Origin of the sequence: Robinsoniella peoriensis (assembly GCF_000797495.1) — a bacterium.
Taxonomy (GTDB): Bacteria; Bacillota; Clostridia; order Lachnospirales; family Lachnospiraceae; genus Robinsoniella; species Robinsoniella peoriensis.
Genome location: NZ_JTGN01000004.1, coordinates 421,283 through 447,356, shown reverse-complemented (window position 1 = coordinate 447,356; position 26,074 = coordinate 421,283). Strand labels below are relative to the sequence as shown.

The window sequence follows — 26,074 nt, the reverse complement described above, 5'->3', positions numbered from 1 at the left end:
CGACTCCTTTAGTTATTTCTCTTGGATGTTCTCATAGCATCGATAAATACAGCCACTACCAGTACCATGCCCTGTACCACCTGCTGCCAGTAAGCCTGAAGCCCAACCAGAGTCATGCCATTTACTAAAGTAGAGAGAATCGCCACACCAAGAAGTGTTCCCCAGACATTACCGCGTCCGCCCGCCATGGAGATTCCGCCCAGAATAACTGCTGAGATACCGTTCATATCATTACCGTATCCCTGGCTCGGCATACAGGAAGAAGCCTGTGTTACCGTGATAATACCGCCCATGACAGCAGTAACACCTGCAAGGATATGGCATCGAAAACGAATAGAGTTGGTATTAATGCCTGCCAGCTTTGCAACCTGGATGTTGCCGCCTACCGCGAATACGGAGCGTCCAAACTTCGTGTATTTCAATACATACCAGATCAACAGATATGCCAATACCATTATAATCAGGCAAACAGGAACACCAATGATTTTTCCGTTTCCAATAAAATCAAATACATCGTTATCCAGCCGTATGTAACGCCCATTGGTTAGCAGATAGGCAATCCCACGGAAAATAAAGGAGGTACCCATCGTACAGATAATGGGGTTTACTTTCATTACCGTAATTATAAATGCATTGAAGCTTCCGCCTGCAACCCCCACAACCAGAGTAATCAGGATGCAGAGCACGGGATTTAGTCCAGCTTCATAGCACATTCCCAGAACCATTCCCCCAAGTGCAGCCAAGGAATACTGGGAGACATCCAGTCCTGCAAGCAGCATGGCTACGGTAAGACCGGCCGCCATAGTACCCATAATTGACATATAAGAACCAATATTCATAACATTTCTGAATGTAAGAAAATACCTGGAACCAATGGCAAAAATAATCCACAGAATAAGAAGCATGATCAATGCGCTAAGTTCACCGCTGGCATTTTTAAAAAGATTTTTTACTTTATTCATATCAACACTCTCCGATCGCTAATTTCAAAAGATGTTCCTGGCTAAAATCCTGTTTCTGTACTTCTCCTGTAATCCTGCCCTCGCACATTACATAAATTCTGTCGCTCATTGCCATGATTTCCGGAAGCTCAGAAGAAATCATAAGTACAGCCTTTCCATCTTTGCACAGTCCATTAATTAAGTCATAAATTTCTACCTTGGCTCCTACATCAATTCCTCTTGTAGGCTCGTTTAACAGCATGAACTCCGGCGACGTATTCAGTGCTTTTGCAATGACTATTTTCTGCTGGTTTCCTCCCGAGAGGCTTGCCGACGTTGTTTCAATGCTGGGAGTTTTGATGCTGAGTTTTTCTTTCCATCCGGATGCAATCTCTTTTTCATTCCTCAGGTCCAGTTTTTTCTTCCTTATAAGTCCCGAAATGTCAGAAAGGGTAATATTCTCTTTTACTGACATTATCAGGTTGACACCCTCGGTCTTTCGCTCAGCAGGCACATAAGAAATCTTATGGTTCAGGGAATCCAGAGGGGTTTTATTTTCAATGGGTTTTCCATCCATAATAAGCTCAATGGAGTCCGGAGTCTGGGCTCCGTAAATGCACCTTGCCACTTCAGAACGGCCTGCCCCCATCAATCCGAAAAATCCCACTACTTCTCCGCTTTTTACATGAAATTCAATATTTTTTAAGAATCTGGTTTTCAGATTTTTAACTTCAAATACCACATTTCCAATATCACAGGAACGCCCCGGATACATATCTTTGATTTCCCTTCCTACCATATGGGAAACCACTTCATCGGTGTTTGTGTCTTCTACCTTCAGCGCTGTTACATATTTACCATCCCTCATAATTTCAATGCGGTCTGCTATCTCAAACAATTCATCCATGCGATGGGAAATATAGATAATCCCCACGCCTTTCGCCTTTATTTTACGAATCAGCTGAAAGAGCCTCTTTGTCTCTGTGTCATTTAATGCAGAAGTGGGTTCATCCATCACCAGTACCTTTACATGATGTGAAAATGCCCTTGCAATTTCAATCAGCTGTTTTTCCGCTACCGACAGGCGGCTGACCATATCAGTGGGCTTTCTGTGTCCCAGCCCTACGTCTTCCATAATATTTTTGACGCCGGCATAGAGCGCCTGGTAGTCTACTCTCCTTAGGGGCCCCTTTACCGGAACCTGTCCCAGCATAATATTCTCAGCCACAGACAGGTCGTCCAAATAGTTCAACTCCTGGTAGATGACTGCAATTCCCAGGTCAATAGCTTCCTTTGTGTCAAATCCCCTGTGGGACTGCCCTTCGATAATGATCTCCCCTTCATCTGCACTGTACATGCCGGAAAGGATTTTTATCAGCGTTGATTTTCCAGCACCATTTTCTCCCATGAGTGCCAATACTTCACCCTTATACAGATCCAAATCTACCTTGTCCACCGCCACAACACCGGGAAACGCTTTATAGATCTGTTTCATTTCTAAAATTTTTTCCACCACTAATCACCCGCTTTACCAAATTTACTCTGAAGCATGTCTATTATTTCTCAGTTGCAAGGGGGGAGAACATCCCCCCGCCCTTCCTCTCCAGCCGGATTATTTTACTTTGTAAATTCTGACTGTGCTGCATCTCTTTCAGCCACATAATCATCTACGTTATCTGTAGTAACCACAGTTGTCTTTGCATATCTTTCCTTTTCATCCACGCATTTTCCATTCAGGATGTCCGTTGCATATGCAGCAATCTGTTTACCATAATTAAAGGATTCATAGGAAACCGTTACTACCCATGGGTTAGCATCGGGATCATCTTTTGCTTTCTGTAAGTTTTCAACAGATGCCGGATCAGCATTGTGAGAACCGATGATACAGTTTTCTATTCTTCCGCTGACTTCAACAGCCTGTGTGATGGCATATCCACGGTCATCATTCTGTCCTACAAAAGCAACCTTTTCAGCATCGGGATGAGAATCCAGCCAGTCCTGGGTCATAGTCTTTGTCTTCGTATCATCTGCCATGGAATCCAGCCATACGATATTATCTTCACTGACACTGTATGCCTTAGCCAGTGTTTCTGCCGCACCGTCACAGCGTGCTTTTACCGCATCACCTGCCTGGGAGTCATACAGGCACACAATATAGTCCAGTTTTCCGCCGAATCTGCTGTCCACATAAGCACTCAGGCCTTCTCCTAAAGCCACACCTGCATCGTAATTGTTTACACCAAAGAAATAAGCAACATCACCGTAATCGGAATCTACCGAAAGCATTGGGATACCTTCCGCCTCCAGCTGTTCACTGCTGGCTGCTCCCTGTTCGGGAAGGCAGTTAAAATCTACGATAATATCCGCGCCCATCGTTACCAGACTGTCAATCCCCGTCTTCATCTTGGAGGAATCGCGGTCTGTATTTGCCAGGTTGTACTCATAGCCTAAGTCTTCGCAAGCTTTTTTAAGCCCTGCTTCCACTGTGATGAAGAAATCTTCCTTTAACTGCTGGTTGCAATAGCCGATGTTGTAGCTCTTCCCAGCTTCCTGCTGCGTATCAGCCACTTCAGTGCCACCAGCCTCAGACGCTGCATCCGTTTCTGCTTCCCCTTTTGTCTCTGCCGCTTTCGTTTCTGCTGCTTTTGTATCTGCCGATTTTGTCTCCGTTGCTGATGTTTCCTTTGCATTCCCACCGCTGCATCCAGCCAGTAAAGAAACTGCCATTGCCATACAAAGTACCATGCTTACCATTTTTTTCTTCATATTCCTTACCTCCGTTTAATTTATAAATAGTTCTCTATTATTAATACACTGTCGTGTATAATAATCCTGCAGGTTCATAAGCTCTGCCTTCAGTTCATAGACACCCGAGGAAATCCAGATCCTTATTCTGTTTCCTTCCTGCTGCATGCTGTCCGGCTTTCCGGAATTAAATCCGGGATTTTTGCTGCCTTTCGGCAGATGTATTACCGCCTGTGTGTTAACTGGTACCTGACACTTCATGGAGAATATTCCATGTTTCCACTCCCAGTTCACAGCAATCTCACCGTAAATGCTCTGATACCTGGCGCTTGCTGACGTAATTTCCGTGGATACGCCGGGTTCGAATAAAATCTTCTTGAATCCTGGCTCCACTGCCTCAATTCCGGCAAGCCCGGATATAAAATAATCACCTACTGCCGCATACCCTTCATGGGAAATAGCATTCATAGCCTGTGGATGTATCGTGCTGTCTTCAAAAACTGCATCCCACCGCTCCCAGATCGTATCGAATCCCATTTTGTGCATATAACCAATACTTGGATAGGTCGTGGCTGTGAGAAACTGGTTAGCCAGGTCATTCATTCCATATTTTTTGAGAGTTTTGAGAAAATATGGCGTGGTCGGAGTTCCTCCGAACCACCGGATATACCCGGATTTTAACAGCTGTTTTCTAAAATAAGCCAACACCCTTGGCAATGCTCCCCGGGGTATCATATCCCCATAAAGCGCCATCAGATAGTCCCCCTGTTTCCCCCTGCGCAGCATGCCGCTGCGTTCGATGAAGTTTTTCTGGTATGCTTTTATAATGTTTTTATGCAGAAGGCGGTAGGCAGTTTCCGCTTCATCTTTCACAGCCCCGCACAGTTCTGCCATCATATCTGCCGCCACTGCATAGTGGGCTGTTCCCAGCATCAGGGATGAGCATTCTCCATATCCGTGGTTCGTGTCCGAATGATCTGTTTCCTCTAAAATCCCCAGCCAGTCACAGCTTGTGGCGTAGCGCAGATAGCGGTCACTGTTCTTCTCCAGAAATTCAAAGTATCTCTTCAGGGGCTCTATGTAATGCCTGACTGCATCCAGATCTCCATATATTTTATATAAAGCATGTACCATATAAAGTCCGTGGTTAGACTGAAGATCACCAATAAAGGGCTCAATATCCTTCATTACAACAGCAGGAGCAATGGCTTCCAATGCCCCGTCCGCCCGCTGCCCGTCAAAAATATCCCGGCACCATTTATGTATGGCTTCACTTTGGTCATTCAGATAAGCCATGGCATACATGAAATGGTTTCCCTCCATTCCCCAGCCAAGCCTTTCGTCCCGGGCTGTGCAGTCCGTGGGAATTTCAAACATATTTGCCTTCTCCGTGATCCGCACCATTTCAAATACCTGATTAGCCGTTTGATCCGAACAGTGAAATCTGGTTGGGTCCGGCAGAGCACTTCCTATTTGAATGCCTTCTATTGATAAAAACTCTACCTGCCCCTCCACCGTAATCTCCGCGTATCGAAATCCATGATAGGTAAATACCGGACGGAAATGTTCCTTTCCCTCACCCTTTAATATATAGGTATCCTCACATCTGGCTGACCGGTTTCCTTCCAGATGAAGCTTTCCATGTTCATCCAGCATTTCCGCATGACGCAGTGTAAATCGGCTGCCTTTAGTTCCCGTAACGGTACAGGCGCATACGCCGCATACATACTGAGGAAACTTTAAAAGAATTTTATCATATTTATACCTAATAATTTCTGGAATAATATGGCAATGTACTGTCACCGGAGGCCCTGGATGCGGCAGTTTTCGGGGATTTACTTCAGCCCCCGTCTCTGCTTGCTCCCATTCCCCATCCTGAAATCCTGCCAAAGACCAGCCTTCCTGTTCTAAATTTGCATCATAAGTTTCTCCCTGAAAAATATCAGCCTCTCTAATCGGTCCGTAGGAAGCCTTCCAGCTGCCATCAGTTCTTATGACATCGCTGCTTCCGTCCTCATAACGAATATGCAGTTCTGCGGATACCCTTGGCTTGGAACCGTACCACTCCCGGTTATTCAGCCCCATATAACCTGCATACCATCCGTCTGCCAGCCTGATACCAATCGCATTACCGCCTGCCTCTATGTAATCCTCTGCCGGATAAGCTCTGGTATACACGGTCTTCCGGTAATCAGAGAATCCGGGGATAAAAGCATCCTCTGTAACCTTTCTTCCATTTATCTCAGCCTCTATCACTCCCAATGCACTTACATATAGCCTGGCTGCTCTTACTTTCTTCCCTCCAGAAACCATAAATTCCTTCCTCAGGAAGGGAACCGGAGGCAGATAATATTCATTTTTCTGTGACTGAAAGTCATCTGCGCAGTAAAAAGGCTTTTCCCTGTCAAAGGGTTCTCCCACTACCTTATCAAATCCAATCCACAGGGCTTTCCAGTTTTCTTCTCCCAAATCGGTTTCAAACCATGCAGGATTACTCCAGCCACCGGATTTATTTTCCTTATCCCAAACCCGTACTTTCCATTCATAACGCTCCCCGTAATTCAATTCTGGTCCCTCATAAGGAATATACAGACACTGGCTGCCGGTTCTCCTGCCGGATTCCCAAAGAGTCGTTTCCCCCTGCCCAAGCCAAATTTCATACCCAGTCTGTATCTGCCCATTTTCTTTAGCTGTTAAATTCCAGCTGAAAGTGATATTTCGGGGATCTGCCTGAAGCGGACGCCGTTTACCGCTGCATCTTAAATCTCTTATATTCATTCCTTCACTTCCTTCAAGCATGCCTGTCATATCTGAAGTATATTTATCTTCCATCGCCTCTTCGTGTGTACATCATAAAATCGTTTTCTTTTAATTCAAAAAAAGAAAAACTAGTTTACTGATACATGCCGCAGAGAATCGATGGGATAACTCCAACTATTTCTTGTTTCTCTCATGCAATCGTTTTTTTATTATGTCATCATATTATTCCCTTTTTTGTTGTTTGTCAAATATTTTTGTTATCTTTGTCGTTTTCATAATTTTTATACATGCTATTTTTGTGCATATTCAACAAATAAATAACCGTTTTCTAAATAACCAATGTTGTAACATTAGTAAAAAATGGTTTTTAAAAATATATAAAATTTATTTCGTTTTCAATATTTTTATGATTGACTATCTCCATTGTTTCGTTTTATAATGTACCTACATAGTTACATTATATTCTAACAAAATAGAAACGGGGGACTTTATATGAAACAATATCTGCTGGCACATGATTTAGGCACTTCCGGAAATAAAGCTACGCTATTCTGTACGGACGGAACACTTGAAAAAAGCCGGATTGTCACTTACAATACTCACTATTTTAATGACACATGGGTTGAACAGAATGCAGATGACTGGTGGCAGGCCGTCTGCCGCAGTACCCGGGAACTTATTGCAGTGACCGGAATTGCACCGGAACAGATTAAGGCTGTCAGCTTCAGCGGCCAGATGATGGGCTGCCTCTGTGTGGACAGGTACGGGCAACCGCTTCGCCCTTCTATCATCTGGGCCGACCAGCGTGCCGTATCCCAATCCAAAGCAGTAGAAAGCAAGATCAGCCAGAAGGACTATTATCAGATCGTAGGGCACCCAAACACTGCCTCCTATGGCATTCAGAAGCTTATGTGGATCAGAGACCATGAACCCGAAATTTATAATCAGACTTATAAAATCCTGAATGCGAAGGACTACATTGTCTTTCAACTGACCAGTACCTTCTGCACCGACTACTCAGACGCAAACAGCTGCGGCTTTTTTGATATTAAAACATTTTCCTGGTCGGAGAAACTCTTATCCTATGCAGAAATACCCATTGATAAGCTGCCTGACCCCAAACCTTCCACGTTCTGTGCGGGTGGCGTAACTGCAAAGGCGGCGCTTCTAACGGGCCTGTCCGCCGGGACTCCGGTGATAATCGGAGCGGGGGACGGTGTTGCCACCAATGTGGGTGCCGGTTCTATTTCGCCTGGAAAGACATTTTGCTGTCTGGGAACTTCCGCATGGATCACCACTACTTCAGACGCCCCCCTGTATGATGAGCAAATGCGCACAGTCACCTGGGCACATATGGTTCCGGGTATGTATGCCCCTAATGGAACAATGCAGTATGCCGGAGGATCCTACAGCTGGCTGAAATCCGTCATCTGTCAAAAGGAGTCTGAAGATGCTGAATCAGCCCAAATCTCTGCTTATGATTTTATTAACAGAGAGATCAGCAAAAGTCCAATCGGCTCCAACAATCTGATCTTCCTGCCCTATCTTCTGGGCGAGCGTGCTCCCCGATGGGATGCCCGGGCGAAAGGCGCCTGGATTGGGATAAAACCGGAAACCACCAGAAACGATATCTGCCGCAGTGTACTGGAGGGAATTACCATGAACCTGTCCCTCATACTGGATGTACTCCGGCTGCAGACTCCGGTCTCTCAGATAATGGTTCTTGGCGGCGGAGCCAAAGGAGCCGTCTGGCGCCAAATGATGGCAGATGTCTTTAATACGCAGATAACAGTACCTGCACTTTTGGACGAAGCAGGTGCTATGGGCGCAGCGGTAAATGCCGGGGTAGGTGCCGGTATTTTCGAAAACTTCAGTGCCATTGGCCGATTTCTTGAAATCCGATCGGTGCACATGCCGGATGAACAGGCAGTAACTGAATACCTGCCTGCGAAAGAATTATTTAACGATTGCTATGAAGCTTTAAAAAATGTATTTCAGAAAATGTAAATATATATTTGATACAATACAATGGTTCGATAAAATTTGCGCAAATTTTATTGACAAGCCTTGCTCTCCTATTTTATAATAAAGTAAACAGGAATCACAGATGCTTACATAAAATTTAAAGAATTGGAGCTACTGCTATGGCAACAATAACAGACATCGCTAAAATGGCCGGTGTATCCACCTCTACCGTATCCCATGTTGTAAACAAGACCCGTTTCGTCAGTCCGGAACTTGTTGAACGGGTGGAAAAAGCAATCCAGGAGCTGGATCATCCGCCTAATTTTGTTATCAAGAAGAACAAATCTCTTACTCAGTCCTCAACGGATGCCAAATATGTCCTCTTCCTGAAATCTAACAGGAAAAGTAACTTTCAACAGCAGATTGAGAAACAGGCAGAAGCGCTTTTAAAAAATACGCCCTATTCTCTGCTATCCTTTGAGTACTCATACGATCCAAACAGATTGGATATTATTAACCGTTACTTAACTAATGCACCGGAAGCCGCAGGTGCCATTGTCTTTCCTGATGAAGAAGAAACCATTCAGGAATCCTTTTTGAACCATGTAAATTTCCCTGTTGTAATTCTGGGCAGAGAACTGGAAAATTATAAAGCAGACACTATTGTATCTGACAGCTGTGATGGGGGATATAAGGCAACCAGACATTTAATTAAAAACGGGCACGAACAAATCGCTTATCTGGGATCTTCCCAGGACCGTTCACCCAAAAGGCTGATGGGATTTATGCAGGCGCTGCAGGAGTACGGAATCGAAGCGAACCCTAAATATATCGTGACCAATCTGCACAACTCACAGGATATATATAATGTGCTGAACCAGCTTTTTACAGGATATGATGCACCCACTGCCATACTGGCAGCAAATTATTCTATTCTGCTTCCATTGCTGCACTATATGGATTCGCACAATATCAGCTGCCCGAATGATGTTTCCCTGGTGGTATTCAATGAGTTTGATTGGGCGGCACTGCATAATCCCCCCCTTACAACGGTAGAGCAGAATACTGCTGAAATCGCAAATTTGGCAGTTAGTGCACTGATCGAGCGCATTAATTCCCCTACATTGCTGCCCTACAGAAAAATAGTCATTCCCTCCAAGTTAAACGTCAGAGATTCCACCTGCGGCATTGGACGGGGACCTTTCGGGGAAAAAGCAGAAACTATTGAATCCCTGGCTCTGACGCCTTCCGAAGAACAGACCCTGCGGGAGAAAAATTACACAGCTGCTATTTCTTTCCACTATGCCGGCAAAGCATGGATGGAGCTGCACCAGAAAGGAATCCGGGATATCTTTGACAATCTGGGCATTTCTATCATAGCGATTACTGATGCCCACTTTAACCCGGAACTGCAATGCAGACAACTGGAAAGCCTTAAGCTTTTGGAACCCGATATTCTGATCGCCATACCGACAGATAATGAAAAAACTGCCCATGCCTTTCAAAATATTACCCATAGCTCTTCCCGGCTGATTTTAATTACCAATGTCCCGGATGGACTGACACCGGATGATTATGTCTGCTGTGTTTCTGTCAACGAGCACTCTCACGGACGCAATATGGGACACGGTCTGGGCGAATATATGCAAAAACACGGACTCACAAAGCTGGCATTTATCAAACACGGCGCCAATTTTTACGCTACCAACCAGAGAGACCGGGCAGCCGAACAGGTAATAACCGAAGAATATCCCGATCTCCAGGTCTGCGGTACGATTGCATTTTGCTCCGAAGAAGACGTATTTAAGCAAACACTGGATCTGGTAAAACGACATCCTGAAATCGAAGCACTCTATGTTTCATGGGAAGGGCCTGCTATGGAAGCAATGGCTGCCTTAACCCAGATGGAACGCACGGACATCGCCATCGTAACCGGAGATCTGGATTATTCTATCGCTCAGAATCTGGCAAAAGGAGGGATGATCAAAATGATCAGCGCCCAATGTTCCTATGAGCAGGGACAGGCAATCGCCATGGCAGCCGCCAACGCTCTGCTTCATAAAAAGACACCTTCTTTTATCGGCATCGAACCAATTGTTGTCACACCGGAAAACCTTTTAAAATCCTGGAAGAAGGTGTTCAAAGCGGAGCCTTCTTCTGCATTAAAGCTGGCACTGAAGGAAAATCCTAATTATATTTTTTCAAAAGAGTAGCCTTGCAGCGCACTTTTAGCAAAACATTATGAATAATTTGGGGTCAGGTGAGTAAGTGATGCTGTCCTAAACCCAAGCAGAGCACCGGAAACCGGTGCTCATATCATGCATAGCCAGAGGGCTTTACAGCCTCAGTAATATCCATTTCAAGGGATATACTGTTATGCCAAACTATATTCCTGATATAGATTTTCTCTTATATCTTTATCCGTTACCGCTTTTTTCAAATCTATGGTTCGGTTATCATTTATTAAATGTAACGTTAGCTCTGCAAACATCCGTTCTCCTTCCACTCGGCCTTCCACACGCCCTTCCATTCGGCCTTCACTTCTCATATCTTCAAATGCTTTACACATATCGTATTCCTCCTTATCATTTACCTGCGCCTGTTCTATTATCTCTTCCATCTTTGAATCTTCACCCAATAAGATAAAAATTATCTCTATCGTTTCCCGAAGCAACTTACTGTATCTGATCCTGTTCTTCTCCACATGGGCTTTCATTTGGCACTTGTCATCAGCATATTTTATAATGCCAAATACTTCTCTTAAGTCTGTTTGAAAATATTCCAGATGCGCTATCCGTTTTACATCCAAAACATTTAATTTATAGTTCGGCAAATATGGAAGGAACTTCTCCAGATCACCGGACAAATGAAGCATATCGTGTAAATTCAGGCTGCCATCCCAGGGTTTTTCTCCAAAGTATACCACCAATGTAAAAACCGGATGCAGCTTATCCTTTTTCTTCATGCCTGATAAGAATTCTTCTGCAGTTCCATATTTCCCTGTTTGTTTATAGTTTCTTTGTAATTGCTTTACCTGGTCTGCATAATTCATAGCATCATACAGCATATTACGAATTACCATTGCATAATGAACATGCTCCTGGTTTTCACAGGCAAGAATTAGAAAATCTGCCCCAAGAGCTGCTTTCTTAATGATGTCACGGTTTCTACGTACTGACCTTTTAGCGGCATCCGTTTTACCCGGCAGATATTCCTGTGCTGAGTCCAGCGGAACCAAATCTTCGGCGTGTATGATTTGATTTCCGTTAAAACACGCTCCGTTATATAAGTCTGCGAAGTGTTCCGGCTTGCCCAGAAATATTTTTGCTGCGATATCTTTTTCTTGTGTCATAAATTCCTCCTATTCATTCCGAATACAAAGACACAAAAATTAATAATCAAATCTAAAGGGAAACTGTACTGAAAATGTACCAGATTAGTGATGAGCCTTAAGAATTTTTGAAGTAGAAGTGTTTTTGAAATGTATCTCTGTATTTCTTTTTTACATTATACAACACTTATATCATTATTTCAAGTTCTATTTTTATTTTTAATTGCAACATTTTCTTAATAGATTTTTTTATAAATAATATGTTATATTTTGCCTGTATACAGCAATCATTCTTTCTGCGTATTTTAAAATGAATAGTCTGGTTAAAGCCTTGATCTGCTCAAAGAACAAGGAACATTCTGCACTTGTTCATTACCATACGCTCCCAAAACACAAAACGTTTTTACTTAGTTAAACACAAATATAATATGAATAGTTGATCCCTTATAAACTTTTCGCCTGTAGTGGCGCATATGTCATCAGAAAACGCGAAAAACGAAATAGATCATGTACACACACCCATACATAACCTATCCCGCCTTCTCTATCATTAAATCCTCCGGCATTAAATAATTATTCCATTACTTATTCATAATCCTGCCCTTATTTCAGCGCTTATTCCTGCACCTTCTCCCACTGCCTGCTGCCCGCAGATTTTGCTACCGCTGCACAAACTTTCTCAACTCCATATCCCACGGAAAATCTGGTAGAAGGCTGCTCTCCGTTTACAATAGCACTTACAAAGTCAAACATTTCAATCGCCTTCAGCTCTCCATAGCCGATATTCATGCCCGGAATATTCCAGGTTGCATCTCCATAAAAATGCGCGGGACCCGTATAAATAGTTTTAAATCCACGCCTGTCATCGGGATCGTTTGCCCAGCAAACCTGCAGTTCATTAAGCCTCTCATAATTAAAACATACGCTGCCAAGTGTTCCATGAAGTTCCACAGTAATAAAATTGTTCCTTCCCCATGCATTTCTGGTGGCTTCAATGCTTCCCACTGCACCGCTCTTGAAACGAACCAGAAATGAGTCTTCATCATCTACATCCACCGCCTCTTTCTTTGCATTGGAATCCATCTTGACTGTTCCCAGAAGGTCCGTCCCCCCTTCCTGTACCGGCCTTTCAGTAATATAAGTCTGCATCATAGACACTACTTCATCAATATCTCCTGCCAGATACTGCGCGATATCGATTACATGGGATGCAATATCTCCCAGAGTACCTGCTCCGGCCACTTTTTTCTGAAATCTCCAGGACAACGGTGAGGAAGGATCCGCAGACCAGCTTTGCAGATAAGTACATCGTACATTCAATATCCTGCCAAGAGAACCCTCATCGATGAACTTTTTCGCAAGTACAAGTGCAGGCACCCGGCGGTACTGATACGCATTCATGCTGATAATCCCCTGTTTCGCCGCTTCTTCTGCTGCATTTGCCATTTTTTCTGCATCTTCCAAAGTAGAAGCAATAGGCTTTTCACAGATCACATGTTTCCCTGCCTTCAGAGCAGCAATGGCGATTTCTGCATGGGCATTGTTTGGCGTACAGATACTTACAACATCTATTTCCGGATCCTGAATAATTTCCCGGTAATCGGAACACCATTTTTCAAAACCAAATCTTTCTTTTGCATCCGCAGCAATTTCCGGTTCAATATCACAAATTGTTTTCATAACAGGCATTGCCGGTGCCGGCCAAAATAGTTTTGGCAAATTTGAATACCCCACTACGTGTGCTTTTCCCATAAATCCTGCTCCGATTAAACCTACATTTAATTTTTTCATTGTCATTTTCCTCTCTGTTCAATGTGTTTGAACGCTCAATTTTTATCCTTATCATTGTCAGTTCTTTTTCTTCTGCGCCAGATTACTGAGTGCAACCGCAACAACAATGATTGCCCCTTTGACAATTGTCTGCTGTGCGCTGCTAAGTCCAGCCAGAATCAATGCGTTGTTAATAAGTCCCATTAAAATAGATCCAAATAATGCACCGATTACGGATCCTGTGCCGCCTGACATAGAGGTTCCGCCCAGTACTACTGCAGCTATGACAGACATCTCGTCCCCGTCTCCATAAGAATAACGGCCTGCCTGTAGACGCGCTGCATACATGATTCCCGCAAATGCTGCAAATGCACCTGACATAATAAAAGCGGTGATCTTCACTTTTACGGTATTAATTCCACTGTACCCTGCCGAAACTTCATTACCGCCTGTCGCAAGTGTATGGCGTCCAAATGCTGTTTTGTTAAATATCAGAATGCCGATTATGTAAAATAAAACCGTCCATAAAATCAAAACCGGAATGCCGGCGATATTTCCCACTCCAAAGATAAAATTAAATCCTGTATTTTCAATGGGAACTGCCGCCGTATCCGTTATCCACATTGCGCTTCCCCTTACTACCTGCATCATACCCATCGTCGCCAAAAATGCCGGCAGACGAAGTTTTGTGATTAATATACCGTTTACCAGACCTACCAGGCATCCAAATCCAAGTCCGGCTGCCAAAGCGAGTAAAATGGAGTTGGTACTCTTCAGGATCAATGACACGATCATTGCTGTCATTGCCGCAACTGCTCCAACCGTCAAATCAATCTGTCCCGCAGCCATAACAAAGGTACAGGCAACTGCCATTACGGATATCATTGCCGTCTGCCTTAAGACGTTCAATAGGTTATTCGCACCTAAAAACCCTTTATTTCCCAGCGTTACGCTGAATACAATAAATACGGCAACAAAGATAATGTAAACCATATACTTATCCCACTGCAAATTCCCAAGTCTATTCCCCTTTTTGGATTGCATACTGTAACTCCTCCTCTGCTTTTATCTCTTTACGTTCTATTTCTCCCGTAATCCTTCCATCATACAGGATTATAATACGGTCACAGACCGCCATCAGCTCTGTCAATTCCGAGGACACGAAAATTACTCCCTTACCCTCATCAGCAAAATTACGGATCAGTTCAATAATTTCCGTCTTCGCTCCAATATCCACACCGGCTGTGGGTTCATCCAGCATCATGATCTGAGGATTCATATTCAGCCATTTGGCAATTACAACTTTTTGCTGATTTCCACCGGACAGCAGATTAATTCTCTTCTGTATACCATCCGTGATAATATTCAGCTGCTCAATGTTCTTTGCAACCATTTCGTCTGCTGCTTTTTCATCAACCAGAATCTTCTTCTTTCTCAGTTTCGTTACGATGGGCAAAATAGCATTTTCCTTAACAGAATGAATCAGCACCAGCCCCTGTTTCCGCCTGTCTTCCGGGATCAGGGCAAACCCCGCTTTAACAGCATCCCTGGTACTCTTCACTTCGATTACCTTTCCATTTAACAAAACCGTACCGCTTTCTTTTTTTCTGACGCCAAACAAAGTTTCCAGAATTTCAGTCCTTCCGCTTCCCATAAGTCCGGCAAAACCCAGAATTTCACCTTTTTTAAGGGAGAAGGAAATATCCTGAAGCTTACTGTTAATATTCAGATGCTGAACCGTAAGAATATCCGCACCCTTTTTATCATATTTGCGCTCTATCCAATCGAACTTTTTATTCACACCTGCCCCGCCGATCATGTGTGCAATAATATCATCCAGGGTCAGATTACAGACTGCATCGTTATGCACAATGACACCGTCCCTTAATATGGTAATGGAATCGGCTATCTGCATAATCTCATTCATTCGATGGGAAATATATACCATGGATACCCCTTTTTCTTTCAAATCCCCTATCATCTTGAATAATTCTGCCGTCTCAGAATCAGAAAGCGCTGCTGTTGGTTCATCCAAAACCAGTATACGTGCCTGCTTGGAAACTGCTTTGGCAATTTCAATCATCTGGCTCATCCCCACGCTGAGTTTATTGACCGGAACATCAGGATCTGCAGCAATCCCCAGCTCATCCAGAACTTCCTTGGCTTTTTTATTCATATAGGCGGTATCCCGGATGCCATGTCTGGTTACTTCCTCTCCCAGAAATATATTTTCCGCCACTGTCATTGTCTGCACCAGTGACAGTTCCTGAAAAATCATGGCAATCCCGTTATCCTTCGCATCATGGGTGCTGTGAATCATTACCTGTCTGTCATCTATATAGATCTCCCCATCGTCCCTGGTGTAGACGCCTGTCATAATCTTCATCAGCGTAGATTTACCGGCACCATTCCCTCCCACCAGAGCATGTACCTCTCCTTTTGTAAGAGAGAAGTCCACCCCCTTTAGGACCGATACGGCTCCAAAGGACTTTTTTATCCCTTTTAGTTCTAATACATATTGACTCATATTGACCTCCATGTATATCACAGGCACCTTTCATGCGTCCTGTGAAAATTAACTGTTTCTGTCAAAGCGGCTTATAGCGTATTTAAAAATTCATTCCCGCTATAGCCGCCGAAATAACTATTCCTTGTATGCATCCTTTAAAAAATCCGGTGCAGGTACATGATATACATCTTCATATGCCTGAAGTATATTAGAATGATCTACTCTTTTTGCCGGAACCGCCACATAAGCAGGCACTTCTTTACCCAGTAATGCATAAGCCGCCATATTAGCTTCCGCCACACCCTGATCATATGGAAGCTGTGCACCAAGACCTAAAATTTTGCCTGCTGCTATCTCTTTTGCCACATTATTTCCCAGATCAATGGTAGCCAGGAGAATATCATCCCTGCCTGCTGCACGCAATGCCGACAGCACACCTTCACAAGGGATATCCCAATGAGCAAAAATAGCCTGTATATCCGGATTCTGTGTCAGCATGGCATCCGCTACCGCATCACAGCCATTTTCATCCTGGAATCCCATTTTGGATACAATCTCTATATTGGGATATTTATCTTTCATGGTTTTCTCAAATGCTTCCAGCCTCTGATTTGTCACAAAAAAATCCACATCATAATAGACAACACCAATTTTTCCTTCGCCATTTAATGCCTCTCCGATTAAATCTGCTGCTATTACTCCATTTCCGTAGTTATCTGCCGAAACACTTCCCACATAATTTTCGCCTGCCTTAAAACCTTTCGGCACATTATCCATAAATACCAGTTTCGTACCGGCATCGGCAACACGCTGGAAAGCATCCGCAGTCGCTGTGGCATCTGTTGGAATACTTACGAGAACATCCGGGCTTTTTGCCATAATGGTTTCAATATCAGCCACCTGTTGTTCTGCGGAGAAATTAGCATCTGTTGTAGCAACGATTTCAATACCAAGCTCTGCAAACCGCTCCGTCAAACCTTTAAGCTGTGAAGTAGACCAGTCATTTCCACCATAGTGGAAAGAAATGGCAGCTGTATATTTGCCTTCCTTCACTTTTGCAATTTCTTCCTCCGTCAGCGTCAATTCGCTGGCTGGAGTAGCACTCTCTCCGTTAGGGCCCGTGGAAAGGATTTCTCCGGCTGCGGCCGTTTCATTATCCTCTGACTGTATAGAAGTTCCTGCGGCTGTTTCATTATTTCCCTCTGTTGTTGTCACTGTATCGGTTGTGGTGCTGCAGGCTGCCAAAGAACAAACCATAACTGCGGATAATAATACACTTAATATTTTCTTCTTCATCTTATCTTTCCACCTCGTACTTTCTGTGATTACAGTAGCTTTCCTTTTAAATATTCATAAGATGTTTCACAAGCTTCACAGGGATCTCCGGAATACCCGTCAATCTCTACGAGCCAGTCGCCCTCATACCCCTTATCCTTTAAATAGGAAATAATTTCTTCCAGATTGATGCGTCCTTTTCCTAATGGTACAAACTCACCGGCTGAATTCAAATCTTTAAGATGTACATATTTAATTCTGTCATAATACTGCTTTATCATTTGAAGGGCATCAGACCCGCCTGCTGCCAAGTGCGCAATATCCGGGCAGAAAGAAATATCCGTTAAGGAAAATAATTTATGGATCTGATCCGGTTTTTCCGCCAGTGAGCCCAAATGCGGATGATAGCTGGGGATTAAACCGTATTCTGAAATAATTTCAGCAGCCTGATCAATCCCTTTTGCCAATCTGGGATAATCTTCTTCCTTGATGCCCGAACCGTGTATAGATCCGCCTCCCAGTACGATATGCCTGGCTCCCAGCTGACTAGCAATGGAAGTTACCTCTTTTAATTTATACAATTCGTCTTCCAGCGCGTCTTCATAAATAAAATGGCATCCTGCATACACGCCTAAAACAGATACACCATATTTCCTGCAGATATCCAGGAACTTACCGGGATTATCTTTGTAAGCGCGTATATTGCCCTCAAATATTTCTATGTATTGGTATCCTCTGGCTGCAATTTTAGAAATCGCATCTTCATCATCACACATTGTCACGTAACCTACATCTTTCATGCTGGTAACGCCGCCTCCATCACCTGTCAATGGACCAAAAGCATTTGTCATGTATCCTAGTTTCATAATAAACCTCTCCTTTTTCGCTAAATTTTTATTTATTTGCGCAAATTTGTTTTGTGGTTTTATATTAACTTATCTTTTGTGCATTGTCAATATTATTTCTCTTTTTTCTCTTACTAAATCATCACTTTGTATATTTTCCTCAAATAAAGTATCGAAAATAGGGGAATCCCACCTTTATTTTTGTGTATTTTTATTATCTCCCCTGTTATTCCTTTTCTCTTATTTTTCTGAACCATCTATTTTTTCTATGATTAACTGGTTTTTATCATTGACAAAGAGAGGTATTTCGGTTTATGATGGATTTGTAGTAAAATTTGCGCAAATATTTTTTTTGTATGGTCACTAATCACAAGATTCTCTTCGTGGAATCTCAATGAATACTCCCATTTAAAAGAAAGGATTACTGCTATGAAATTAGGATTTGTAACTGCTATATTAGATCAGGAAGATTTTAAAGAAGTGGTAGACACTGCTGTTTCCATTGGTTATGAATGCCTGGAAGTTGCCTGCTGGCCTGTGGAAAAAGCATCCAGGCGCTACGCCGGCGTAACCCATATTGATATCGAAAATCTGAACGAAAGAAAAATCCAGGAAATCAAAGCTTACTGTACCGAAAAAAACATAGAAATCTCCGCCCTGGCTTATTATCCCAATATGCTTACGGAAAATCCAGAAAAAAGAAACTGCTATATTAAACATTTAAAAAATATGATTTGTGCCGCACCCAGACTCGGCGTACCTATGATTACAACTTTTATCGGAAGAATGCAGACAAAGACTATAGAAGAAAATCTTACTGAATTTCAGAAGGTTTGGAAGCCAATTATAGAGCTGGCTGAAAAACACGACGTGAAAATAGCTATTGAGAACTGCCCCATGCTTTTTGGTCCTGATGAATGGCCGGGCGGACAGAATCTCATGACTACTCCTGCAATCTGGCGGAAAGTATTTTCTCTGATACCCAGCAGACATTTTGGACTTAATTACGATCCCTCACACTTTATCTGGCAGGGTATTGATTATCTGAGACCGCTTTATGAATTCCGGGAGAAAATTTTTCATGTACATTATAAAGACATTAAAATCTATCCGGAGAAATTAAAGGATACAGGTATTATGGCATACCCTCTTGAATATATGTCACCAAAGCTTCCCGGGCTTGGGGATGTGGACTGGGGTAAATATGTATCTGCTCTGACCGACATAGGATATGACGGCTGTTCCTGCATCGAAATTGAAGACAAAGCATTTGAAGGATCAAAGGAAAAAATCATCGATTCCCTGAAACTTAGTTACCGCTATATGCGTCAGTTCATCATTTAAGGAGGACGATCTATGAAAACTTTAAATATCGGATTAATCGGAGCAGGCTTTATGGCAAAAGCCCACTCTGTAGCTTATGCCGGAATGCCTATGTTCTTCTGGCCTGCACCTGCTATCCCTTTCAAAAAAACGATAGCAGACATCAATGAAGCTGCTGCCCGTGACGCAGCAGAAAAATTTGCATTTGCATCCTATACTACTGACTGGCACGATATCATCAATGACCCGGATATTGATGTGGTGGATATCTGCACACCCAACAATGTGCATGCTGAAATCGCAATCGCCGCTGCCCGATCCGGAAAACATATTCTCTGTGAAAAACCCCTGTCACTGACCACCAGCCAGGCTAAAGAAATGTATCTTGCAGCGAAAAATAATCACGTAAAAACCATGGTCGCATTTAATTATCGAAGAACTCCTGCGGTACAGCTGGCTAAAAAATATATTGAGGAAGGAGCAATTGGTAAAATTTTAGATTTCCGTGGCACCTACCTGCAGGACTGGTCAGCTGATCCGGATTCACCTCTTTCCTGGCGCTTTCAAAAAGACATCTGTGGCAGCGGTGCCTTAGGTGATATCGGAACCCATGTTGTAGATATGCTCCGGTATCTCGTTGGAGAATTTACCAGTGTGAATGCCAGGACTGCTACCTACATTCCTGAACGACCGGTACAATCCGGTATGTCTGACAGCCTCGGCAATACAAAAGGAGGTGCAGACAGTATCCGTCAGTCAGTAGATGTAGATGACCAATGCTGTTTTATGGCTGAGTGTGCCAATGGTGCATTTGGTACGATCGAAGCCACCAGAAATGCCTGGGGTAGGAATAATTATATTACATTTGAAATACACGGCTCTGAAGGATCTATCTGCTTTAATTATGAACGGAGAGACGAACTTCAGGTATGCTTTGCTAAGGACGGGGATGACAGACGTGGTTTCCGCACTGTTTACACGGGCCCCTGCCATCCCTATGGCGAAGGATTGTGGCCAATTCCGGCACTTGGCATTGGTTATACGGAAACAAAAATTATAGAATGTTATGATTTTTGCAAAGCCATCATGCAGGACCAGGAAGTCAGCCCTAATTTCCGGGATGGCTACGCCATTGAGCTGATCTCAGACGCCATATTAGAATCAGCTAAGACAAGGGTATGGACGAAGGTAAAAGAGGTAGCGGAAAATTAAATAGCCAGGGTACTGTTTTTTAAGCAGTACCCTGGCTTAATTCTTATATTTCAGTCAAAGACACCCGCGCTTCATACGGTCTCATCTGCATTATATTTTCATAACCCTGCGCAAATTACTCATGCAATCCTCCTCTCCCTTTTCTATACTGTCTCATATACCAATTCTAAAAGGAGATTTTATTATGAGTATTTTGTTATCTGCAAATGAAGTTACGAAGATATACCAGAAAAACCAGCGTCCGGGGCTGGACCATATTTCATTCCAGGCTGAATCCGGCGAATTTATCGGTATTATGGGAGCGTCCGGATCTGGAAAAACCACTTTATTAAACGTATTATCCACAATAGACAATCCTACAAGCGGAGAGATCATCATCAATGGTATTCTGTTAAACAGTTTATCAGACCGGGAATCCGCTGATTTCCGCCGGGATCATTTAGGCTTTATTTTTCAGGAATACTTTTTATTGGACAGTCTCACGATCAGGGAAAATATAGCAGTTCCGCTGACCCTGAAGAAAATGTCCCCTCGGGAAATCGAAAGCAATGTCCTCAGGCTTGCCAAACGGTTTGGCATTGCTTCCCAGCTTGACAAATATCCAGGTGAGCTTTCTGGCGGGCAGAGGCAGCGTGCCGCAGCCGCCAGGGCTGTTATCAAAAATCCCAGCATATTATTTGCCGATGAACCCACCGGTGCCTTAGACTCCGGTTCCGCAGCAGAGCTTCTGGATACTCTGTACGAAGCAAACAAAGATCTGGGAACCACGATCTTAATGGTAACCCACGATGCATTTGCTGCAAGTTATGCAAAACGAATCCTCTTTTTTAAAGATGGCTGCATACTGAAAACACTTTGGAATCATGGCATCAGCCGAAATGACTTCTATGGAACCATCATGGAAGAAACCACCCGGATAAATCATGCATGACAGGAGAACCTTATGAATATTATTTTGATAGCTATAAAAAATCTGAAAAAGAACTTTTCCTTTTACACACTATATCTGATATCAGCATCCTTAGTAATAACGATCTTTTTTGCTTTTACCTCTTTTTCTATGAATGACGTAATGCTGGAAAAAATCTCTTCTGATGGAAGAGTGGAAATGATGTGCCGTACGGTTTCTGTTTTTCTTATGGCATTTGTTGTCTTCTACATGACTTACTCTAATGGATTTTTTCTGCGTCGAAGGACCAGAGAGCTTGGCATCTATGCATTGCTGGGATACCGAAAATCAGCTATCATGCGCCTGTTAGCCCTGGAGAACTTTTTTATTTGTACGGCTTCACTGATCATCGGCGTTCTGGCCGGCGGATTCTTGCACAAAGGTGTCGTTGCCTTTATTACTGCACTTTTGAATCTGTCTTTATCAGATGAAAAAATGATACTTTTTAACCCTGGGGCTATAGTCCAGACAGCTATATTTGTCCTCGCCGTTATTTCTGCAATGTTTCTTTCAAATGGAAAAGTAATCCGGCAGACTTCACTTTTGAACCTGATACGCCTGGAGAAACATGCAGAAAAGAATATGAAAACCCGGATCGTTCCTGCCATTTTGGGACTTTTGATGATTTTATCCGGATACTTTTTAGCATTAAATATTTTACAGGGAAAAGAATCCCTGTGGATTACTGCCGGATTCACTCCAATCGGTATGCTGACCCTCTTGCTTGTAACATTCGGAACCGTATTTTTTATCAATTCTTTCCTGCCCTGCTTTATGTCTCTTACCAGGGGCAGCAAACGCTTTTATACGGAAGTGCGCATTATTACTATCCCGAATTTTATTTACCGTATTCGAAGTAATGCCAGAACCATCATAATGCTGACTCTTTTTTCCGCCGCTACCCTGACCATTACGGGAGTGATGGCACTTACATTATACTATCCCATTGCAGCAGTTTCCCGCATTGCACCTTCCGAGATTGAATTCCGGGTGGAAAATGCGGAGCAGATCCCGGCAGTCAAACACATCCTTGCGGAAAGTCAGTCCCTCGAATCAAATCAGACCCTTGCGACAAATTACTCCCTTGAATCAAATCACTCCCTTGTGACAAATAACTCCCTTGAATCAAATCACTCCCTTATGACAAATAACTCCCTTGAATCAAATCACTCCCTTCTGGACAATATGGATTCTTCCGGCGTTACACTTACACTTACAGACATTATAAAAGTAACCTCCGACGCCAACGTACTTCCCATAGAATATCAGATTGGCAGTGCAAAAGGAGATGCAAATAACGAAAAACTCACAAGAGTGCCCGGATTTGAATGTATTTCTGCATCCTCTTATGAGCAGTTAATGACTGCCCAGGGCAGATCAGATTCTCTGGAAGGTTTACTTCCTCTTACAGAAACCCAGTGCATCCTGGTGAAATACGAACCCAATGCAGATGGCTCTGATGAAACCGGCTGCGTATATCCGCTGCTCACCGATAAAGGCCCCCTGAATCTAAAAGTGAAAAGTACTACCCTGGCCAATCCCATTTCTTTTGCCAACAGTATCGGCACTTTGATTATCAGCGATGAAGCTTATAACCGGCTTGTTAAGATGACATATTCCAGGACTACCGTGTTAAGTCTAAATGGTCCGGGATTAAAAAATAATGAGTCTATCTATACAGCCATGGAAAAAATCACAGATAACAGCCCTTATCTTCAGGGTAATTCCCATCGGATTCAAGAATTACTTACCCTGAACAGCTCAACTTTTCTTCTGATCGGATTTCTGGTGGTTTTATTTTTCATCGCTACAGGAAGCATTTTGTACTTTAATAACGTCTCAGCCATAACTGATTCCAGAGAAGACTTGGATATTTTAAAGAAAATGGGCTACAGCAGCAAAAAAATTAAGATAATAATCAGAAATCAGGTGTTCACTTTTTTTAGCATCCCTTTTATAATTGGATTAACAGACAGTTTATTTGCTCTGCTTGTTTATAAGCGGGGATTGATGCAGAATTTATTGGGAGATACACTGATTCAATATTTACCTGTTGCAGTCTCCGTAGGAGTGACTGCCGCCATATACATGATTTACTATATGATTACCAAAAGAACGTGCTATAAGATTATTTTCAGCAGTTCTGTGCATCATGCTCCCCAAAGTCCTAATTAAAATTGTTTCGTTTGATACTGTTTTAATCTGCTCTGGAGCGTGTCTGAATATAAAAATGGAGATATAAAGAATGAAACCTAGAAAAATCAAATTGCTGTTTTTAGCAAATCACCTGATTACCATGTTATATATCGCAAACATTACCGGGCCGGGCCGATTATCCGAGTCCACAAGCTTAGTTCCATATCTTATTTCAACGCTGATACTGCTTGATATCTCCTATATTGTTACCTGCAACCTTAAAAATAACAAGATGCTGAATCTGTTCTGTGGATTGCTTGCTTTAAATTGCTGGTACATTGTGTTTACACTGGACCCTTCCCGGGCAGGCGCTGTGGCACTGACCGCTTTGGGTCCTGTTATTCTCTGCGCTTCAGCCAGATTTACTCTGGTATTCTTTTTTCAGGATACCGGATATCAATATAAACGTTTTACCGGAATACTGATGTTTTTTACCTGTATTGGATCCATTATCGGGCTTTTTATCTCTCCCCGGGTATTTGCATTTATGTTCGGAATTCAATTTCTCATCACTGTTTTTTGTTTTTTCCTGATCCTGATCAAGCATCACAAGCGGATGGGTTTTGTCTGGAAAAATGAGCGTAAATCTATACTTACCTCGTTTTTCCTGATCTTTGGAAGTTTTGCATTATACTGCATCCTCACGGCTAAGGTGCCGGGGCATCTTGAGAATTTTGGTGTTTACCTGATTGTACTTCTGTTCTTTTTTAACATTCATGCCATATCGTTTAAAAAGTCGAAAAGTACTCCTTTATCATCTGTATTTCATAAAAAACAGGCATGGATTATGTTCCTGTTTTTTGCTTTAGCCGTTATACTCATTTCCTATTTATTGAAATTCAGCTTCCGGGGATATTTTCTTATCATTAATCTGTTCATCTGGCTGGTATTTTTGTGTAATATTATGCTGGAGCAGAATTTCCGTATACAGAAGTTTTCCTTTCTCCATCCCGGTTCCTACAATAAAGTACTGGAACAGATTCGGCGGGAAGAACAGTTAAAAGCTGATTTCTCCAACTACCTTCATGATGAGGTGCTGCAGGATGTCTTATCCCTTAAGAATCTGATGAGTAAATCCGGTGATCCAAAAGTGCAGAAGCTCATTTTAAGTACTCTGGATGATCTAAACGGAAATATCCGGAAACAAATGCAGGACTATCATCCGGCGCTCGTAAAGTCATTGACTTTGAAGGAAAATTATCAGAACCTGATCGAAGAAACGGGCAGGTCATTTCCTTACCGTACCATTATCACCACCTTTACATGCCCGGACGATTTATTTTTGGTCGAACCCTATCACCTGATCATATACCGATTTATAAAAGAACTTGCCACCAATGTATATAAGCATTCCAAAGGAAACTATATGTGGGTTACATTGTCCCAGGACAAAGGAACTATTCATCTGTGTGTCAGTGACAACGGCACTTCCTGCGCAGATACCATTTTGCTTTCTCCCACATCCGATCACAAAGGGATCTCCTCCATTCAGGAACAGACACTTTCCTTGTGCGGTGAAATGAAGATTCAGGATAACACTCCCCGGGGGATATCGGTTCATATAACCATGCCTATGAAAGGAGAACATTCTTATGAAAGTTTTGTTAGTCGATGACCATATCCTGTTTGCCAAAAGCCTTGAAATCGCCTTAGAAGGCCAGGATGGCATAGAGTCCTTTTCATCTATCCGGGATACCAGACATATCCGGGATGATATTATACGGCTGAATCCGGATATCATCCTTATGGATATCAATCTGAACCATCTCAGCAGTGAAGACGGACTGTCACTTTCCAGGCGCATTTTAAAAGAATTTCCACAGCAGAAACTGGTGATGCTCTCCGGGTATGATCTGCCTGTTTACCGGAGAGAAGCACGTAAATTAGGTGCAAAAGGATTTATCAGCAAAACGGTTTCTCCGGATGAACTGCTGCGTATACTCCAGATCATTACTTTGGGAAATACTTATTTTCCAAATACAGATTCTTATATCGAGGAATTGACCGACAGCGAAAAAGAGGTGCTTCAACTGATGGCAGAAGGCTTGAAACGAAAAGAGATAGCATACCATCTTTTTATAAGTGAACGTACCGTTTCCAATCATTTGCAGCATATATTTGATAAATTACAGGTCTCCTCTTCTGTGGAGGCAATTGCAAAGGGGCTGCAGCACGGATATATTCCTCCTGTATGAAACCAGAATGCGTCAGATATTGGGATTTGCCCGATCTCTGACGCTTTCTCAATTATTA

18 protein-coding genes are annotated in these 26,074 nt (G+C 42.9%); 8 read left to right on the top strand and 10 right to left on the bottom strand.

Features of this window, described 5'->3' with window-relative positions; all coding sequences use genetic code 11:
- Window positions 1-8 precede the first annotated feature (8 nt).
- The 4 genes from QR40_RS10595 to QR40_RS10580 all read right to left on the bottom strand — a co-directional run bounded on the left by QR40_RS10595 (window position 9) and on the right by QR40_RS10580 (window position 6,464).
- Window positions 9-962: an ABC transporter permease gene (locus QR40_RS10595; protein ID WP_027292852.1), complete on the bottom strand. Its 954-nt coding sequence runs from the start codon at window positions 960-962 to the stop codon at window positions 9-11.
- Between the two features lies 1 nt (window position 963).
- Complete coding sequence (locus QR40_RS10590) at window positions 964-2,454, bottom strand: sugar ABC transporter ATP-binding protein (protein WP_152614197.1); 1,491 nt, start codon at window positions 2,452-2,454, stop codon at window positions 964-966.
- A gap of 104 nt (window positions 2,455-2,558) precedes the next feature.
- A complete protein-coding gene (locus tag QR40_RS10585) occupies window positions 2,559-3,707 on the bottom strand; it encodes a sugar ABC transporter substrate-binding protein (protein ID WP_044294834.1) in 1,149 nt (382 codons plus the stop codon).
- 15 nt (window positions 3,708-3,722) lie between these two features.
- Complete coding sequence (locus QR40_RS10580; protein ID WP_160295797.1) at window positions 3,723-6,464, bottom strand: alpha-L-rhamnosidase; 2,742 nt, start codon at window positions 6,462-6,464, stop codon at window positions 3,723-3,725.
- Between the two features lie 474 nt (window positions 6,465-6,938).
- Between QR40_RS10580 and QR40_RS10575 the strand changes: the two genes are divergently transcribed.
- Both QR40_RS10575 and QR40_RS10570 read left to right on the top strand, forming a co-directional pair.
- On the top strand, window positions 6,939-8,453 hold the full coding sequence (locus QR40_RS10575; protein ID WP_044294830.1) for a xylulokinase: 1,515 nt from the start codon (window positions 6,939-6,941) through the stop codon (window positions 8,451-8,453).
- A gap of 137 nt (window positions 8,454-8,590) precedes the next feature.
- Window positions 8,591-10,624 carry a LacI family DNA-binding transcriptional regulator gene (locus QR40_RS10570; RefSeq protein ID WP_044294829.1) on the top strand — a complete coding sequence of 678 codons (2,034 nt, stop codon included), beginning with the start codon at window positions 8,591-8,593 and terminating at the stop codon, window positions 10,622-10,624.
- A 161-nt stretch (window positions 10,625-10,785) separates the two neighbouring features.
- Here QR40_RS10570 and QR40_RS10565 read toward each other — a convergent pair whose 3' ends face one another.
- The 6 genes from QR40_RS10565 to QR40_RS10540 form a co-directional block, all read right to left on the bottom strand.
- Window positions 10,786-11,763, bottom strand: a complete 978-nt coding sequence (locus QR40_RS10565) for an Rpn family recombination-promoting nuclease/putative transposase (RefSeq protein WP_044294828.1) — start codon at window positions 11,761-11,763, stop codon at window positions 10,786-10,788.
- A 594-nt stretch (window positions 11,764-12,357) separates the two neighbouring features.
- Window positions 12,358-13,533, bottom strand: coding sequence for a Gfo/Idh/MocA family protein (locus tag QR40_RS10560; RefSeq protein ID WP_027292845.1), 1,176 nt, complete (start codon window positions 13,531-13,533; stop codon window positions 12,358-12,360).
- 57 nt (window positions 13,534-13,590) lie between these two features.
- A complete protein-coding gene (locus QR40_RS10555) occupies window positions 13,591-14,556 on the bottom strand; it encodes an ABC transporter permease (protein WP_027292844.1) in 966 nt (321 codons plus the stop codon).
- Window positions 14,534-16,039 (bottom strand): sugar ABC transporter ATP-binding protein, encoded by a 1,506-nt coding sequence (locus tag QR40_RS10550; protein ID WP_044294826.1) that lies wholly within the window; start codon window positions 16,037-16,039, stop codon window positions 14,534-14,536. Before QR40_RS10550 ends, QR40_RS10555 begins: the two co-directional genes overlap by 23 nt.
- 117 nt (window positions 16,040-16,156) lie before the next feature.
- Window positions 16,157-17,317 carry a substrate-binding domain-containing protein gene (locus QR40_RS10545; RefSeq protein WP_044294824.1) on the bottom strand — a complete coding sequence of 387 codons (1,161 nt, stop codon included), beginning with the start codon at window positions 17,315-17,317 and terminating at the stop codon, window positions 16,157-16,159.
- A gap of 29 nt (window positions 17,318-17,346) precedes the next feature.
- A complete protein-coding gene (locus QR40_RS10540) occupies window positions 17,347-18,162 on the bottom strand; it encodes a sugar phosphate isomerase/epimerase family protein (protein ID WP_027292841.1) in 816 nt (271 codons plus the stop codon).
- Between the two features lie 408 nt (window positions 18,163-18,570).
- Between QR40_RS10540 and QR40_RS10535 the strand changes: the two genes are divergently transcribed.
- From QR40_RS10535 to QR40_RS10510, 6 genes are all read left to right on the top strand, one after another.
- Window positions 18,571-19,485: a sugar phosphate isomerase/epimerase family protein gene (locus QR40_RS10535; RefSeq protein WP_027292840.1), complete on the top strand. Its 915-nt coding sequence runs from the start codon at window positions 18,571-18,573 to the stop codon at window positions 19,483-19,485.
- Window positions 19,486-19,497: 12 nt separating this feature from the next.
- Window positions 19,498-20,676: a levoglucosan dehydrogenase gene (locus tag QR40_RS10530; RefSeq protein WP_044294823.1), complete on the top strand. Its 1,179-nt coding sequence runs from the start codon at window positions 19,498-19,500 to the stop codon at window positions 20,674-20,676.
- 184 nt (window positions 20,677-20,860) lie between these two features.
- Entirely contained in the window at window positions 20,861-21,607 is a 747-nt protein-coding gene (locus QR40_RS10525) for an ABC transporter ATP-binding protein (protein WP_044294822.1), read from the top strand.
- Between the two features lie 12 nt (window positions 21,608-21,619).
- Window positions 21,620-23,800 carry an FtsX-like permease family protein gene (locus tag QR40_RS10520; protein ID WP_044294821.1) on the top strand — a complete coding sequence of 727 codons (2,181 nt, stop codon included), beginning with the start codon at window positions 21,620-21,622 and terminating at the stop codon, window positions 23,798-23,800.
- 70 nt (window positions 23,801-23,870) lie between these two features.
- The gene (locus tag QR40_RS10515; RefSeq protein ID WP_044294820.1) at window positions 23,871-25,436 is read left to right on the top strand and encodes a sensor histidine kinase; all 1,566 of its coding nucleotides are present in this window, start codon (window positions 23,871-23,873) and stop codon (window positions 25,434-25,436) included.
- Complete coding sequence (locus QR40_RS10510; protein WP_027292836.1) at window positions 25,414-26,016, top strand: response regulator transcription factor; 603 nt, start codon at window positions 25,414-25,416, stop codon at window positions 26,014-26,016. The genes QR40_RS10515 and QR40_RS10510 overlap by 23 nt, the downstream gene beginning before the upstream one ends.
- Window positions 26,017-26,074: the final 58 nt, after the last annotated feature.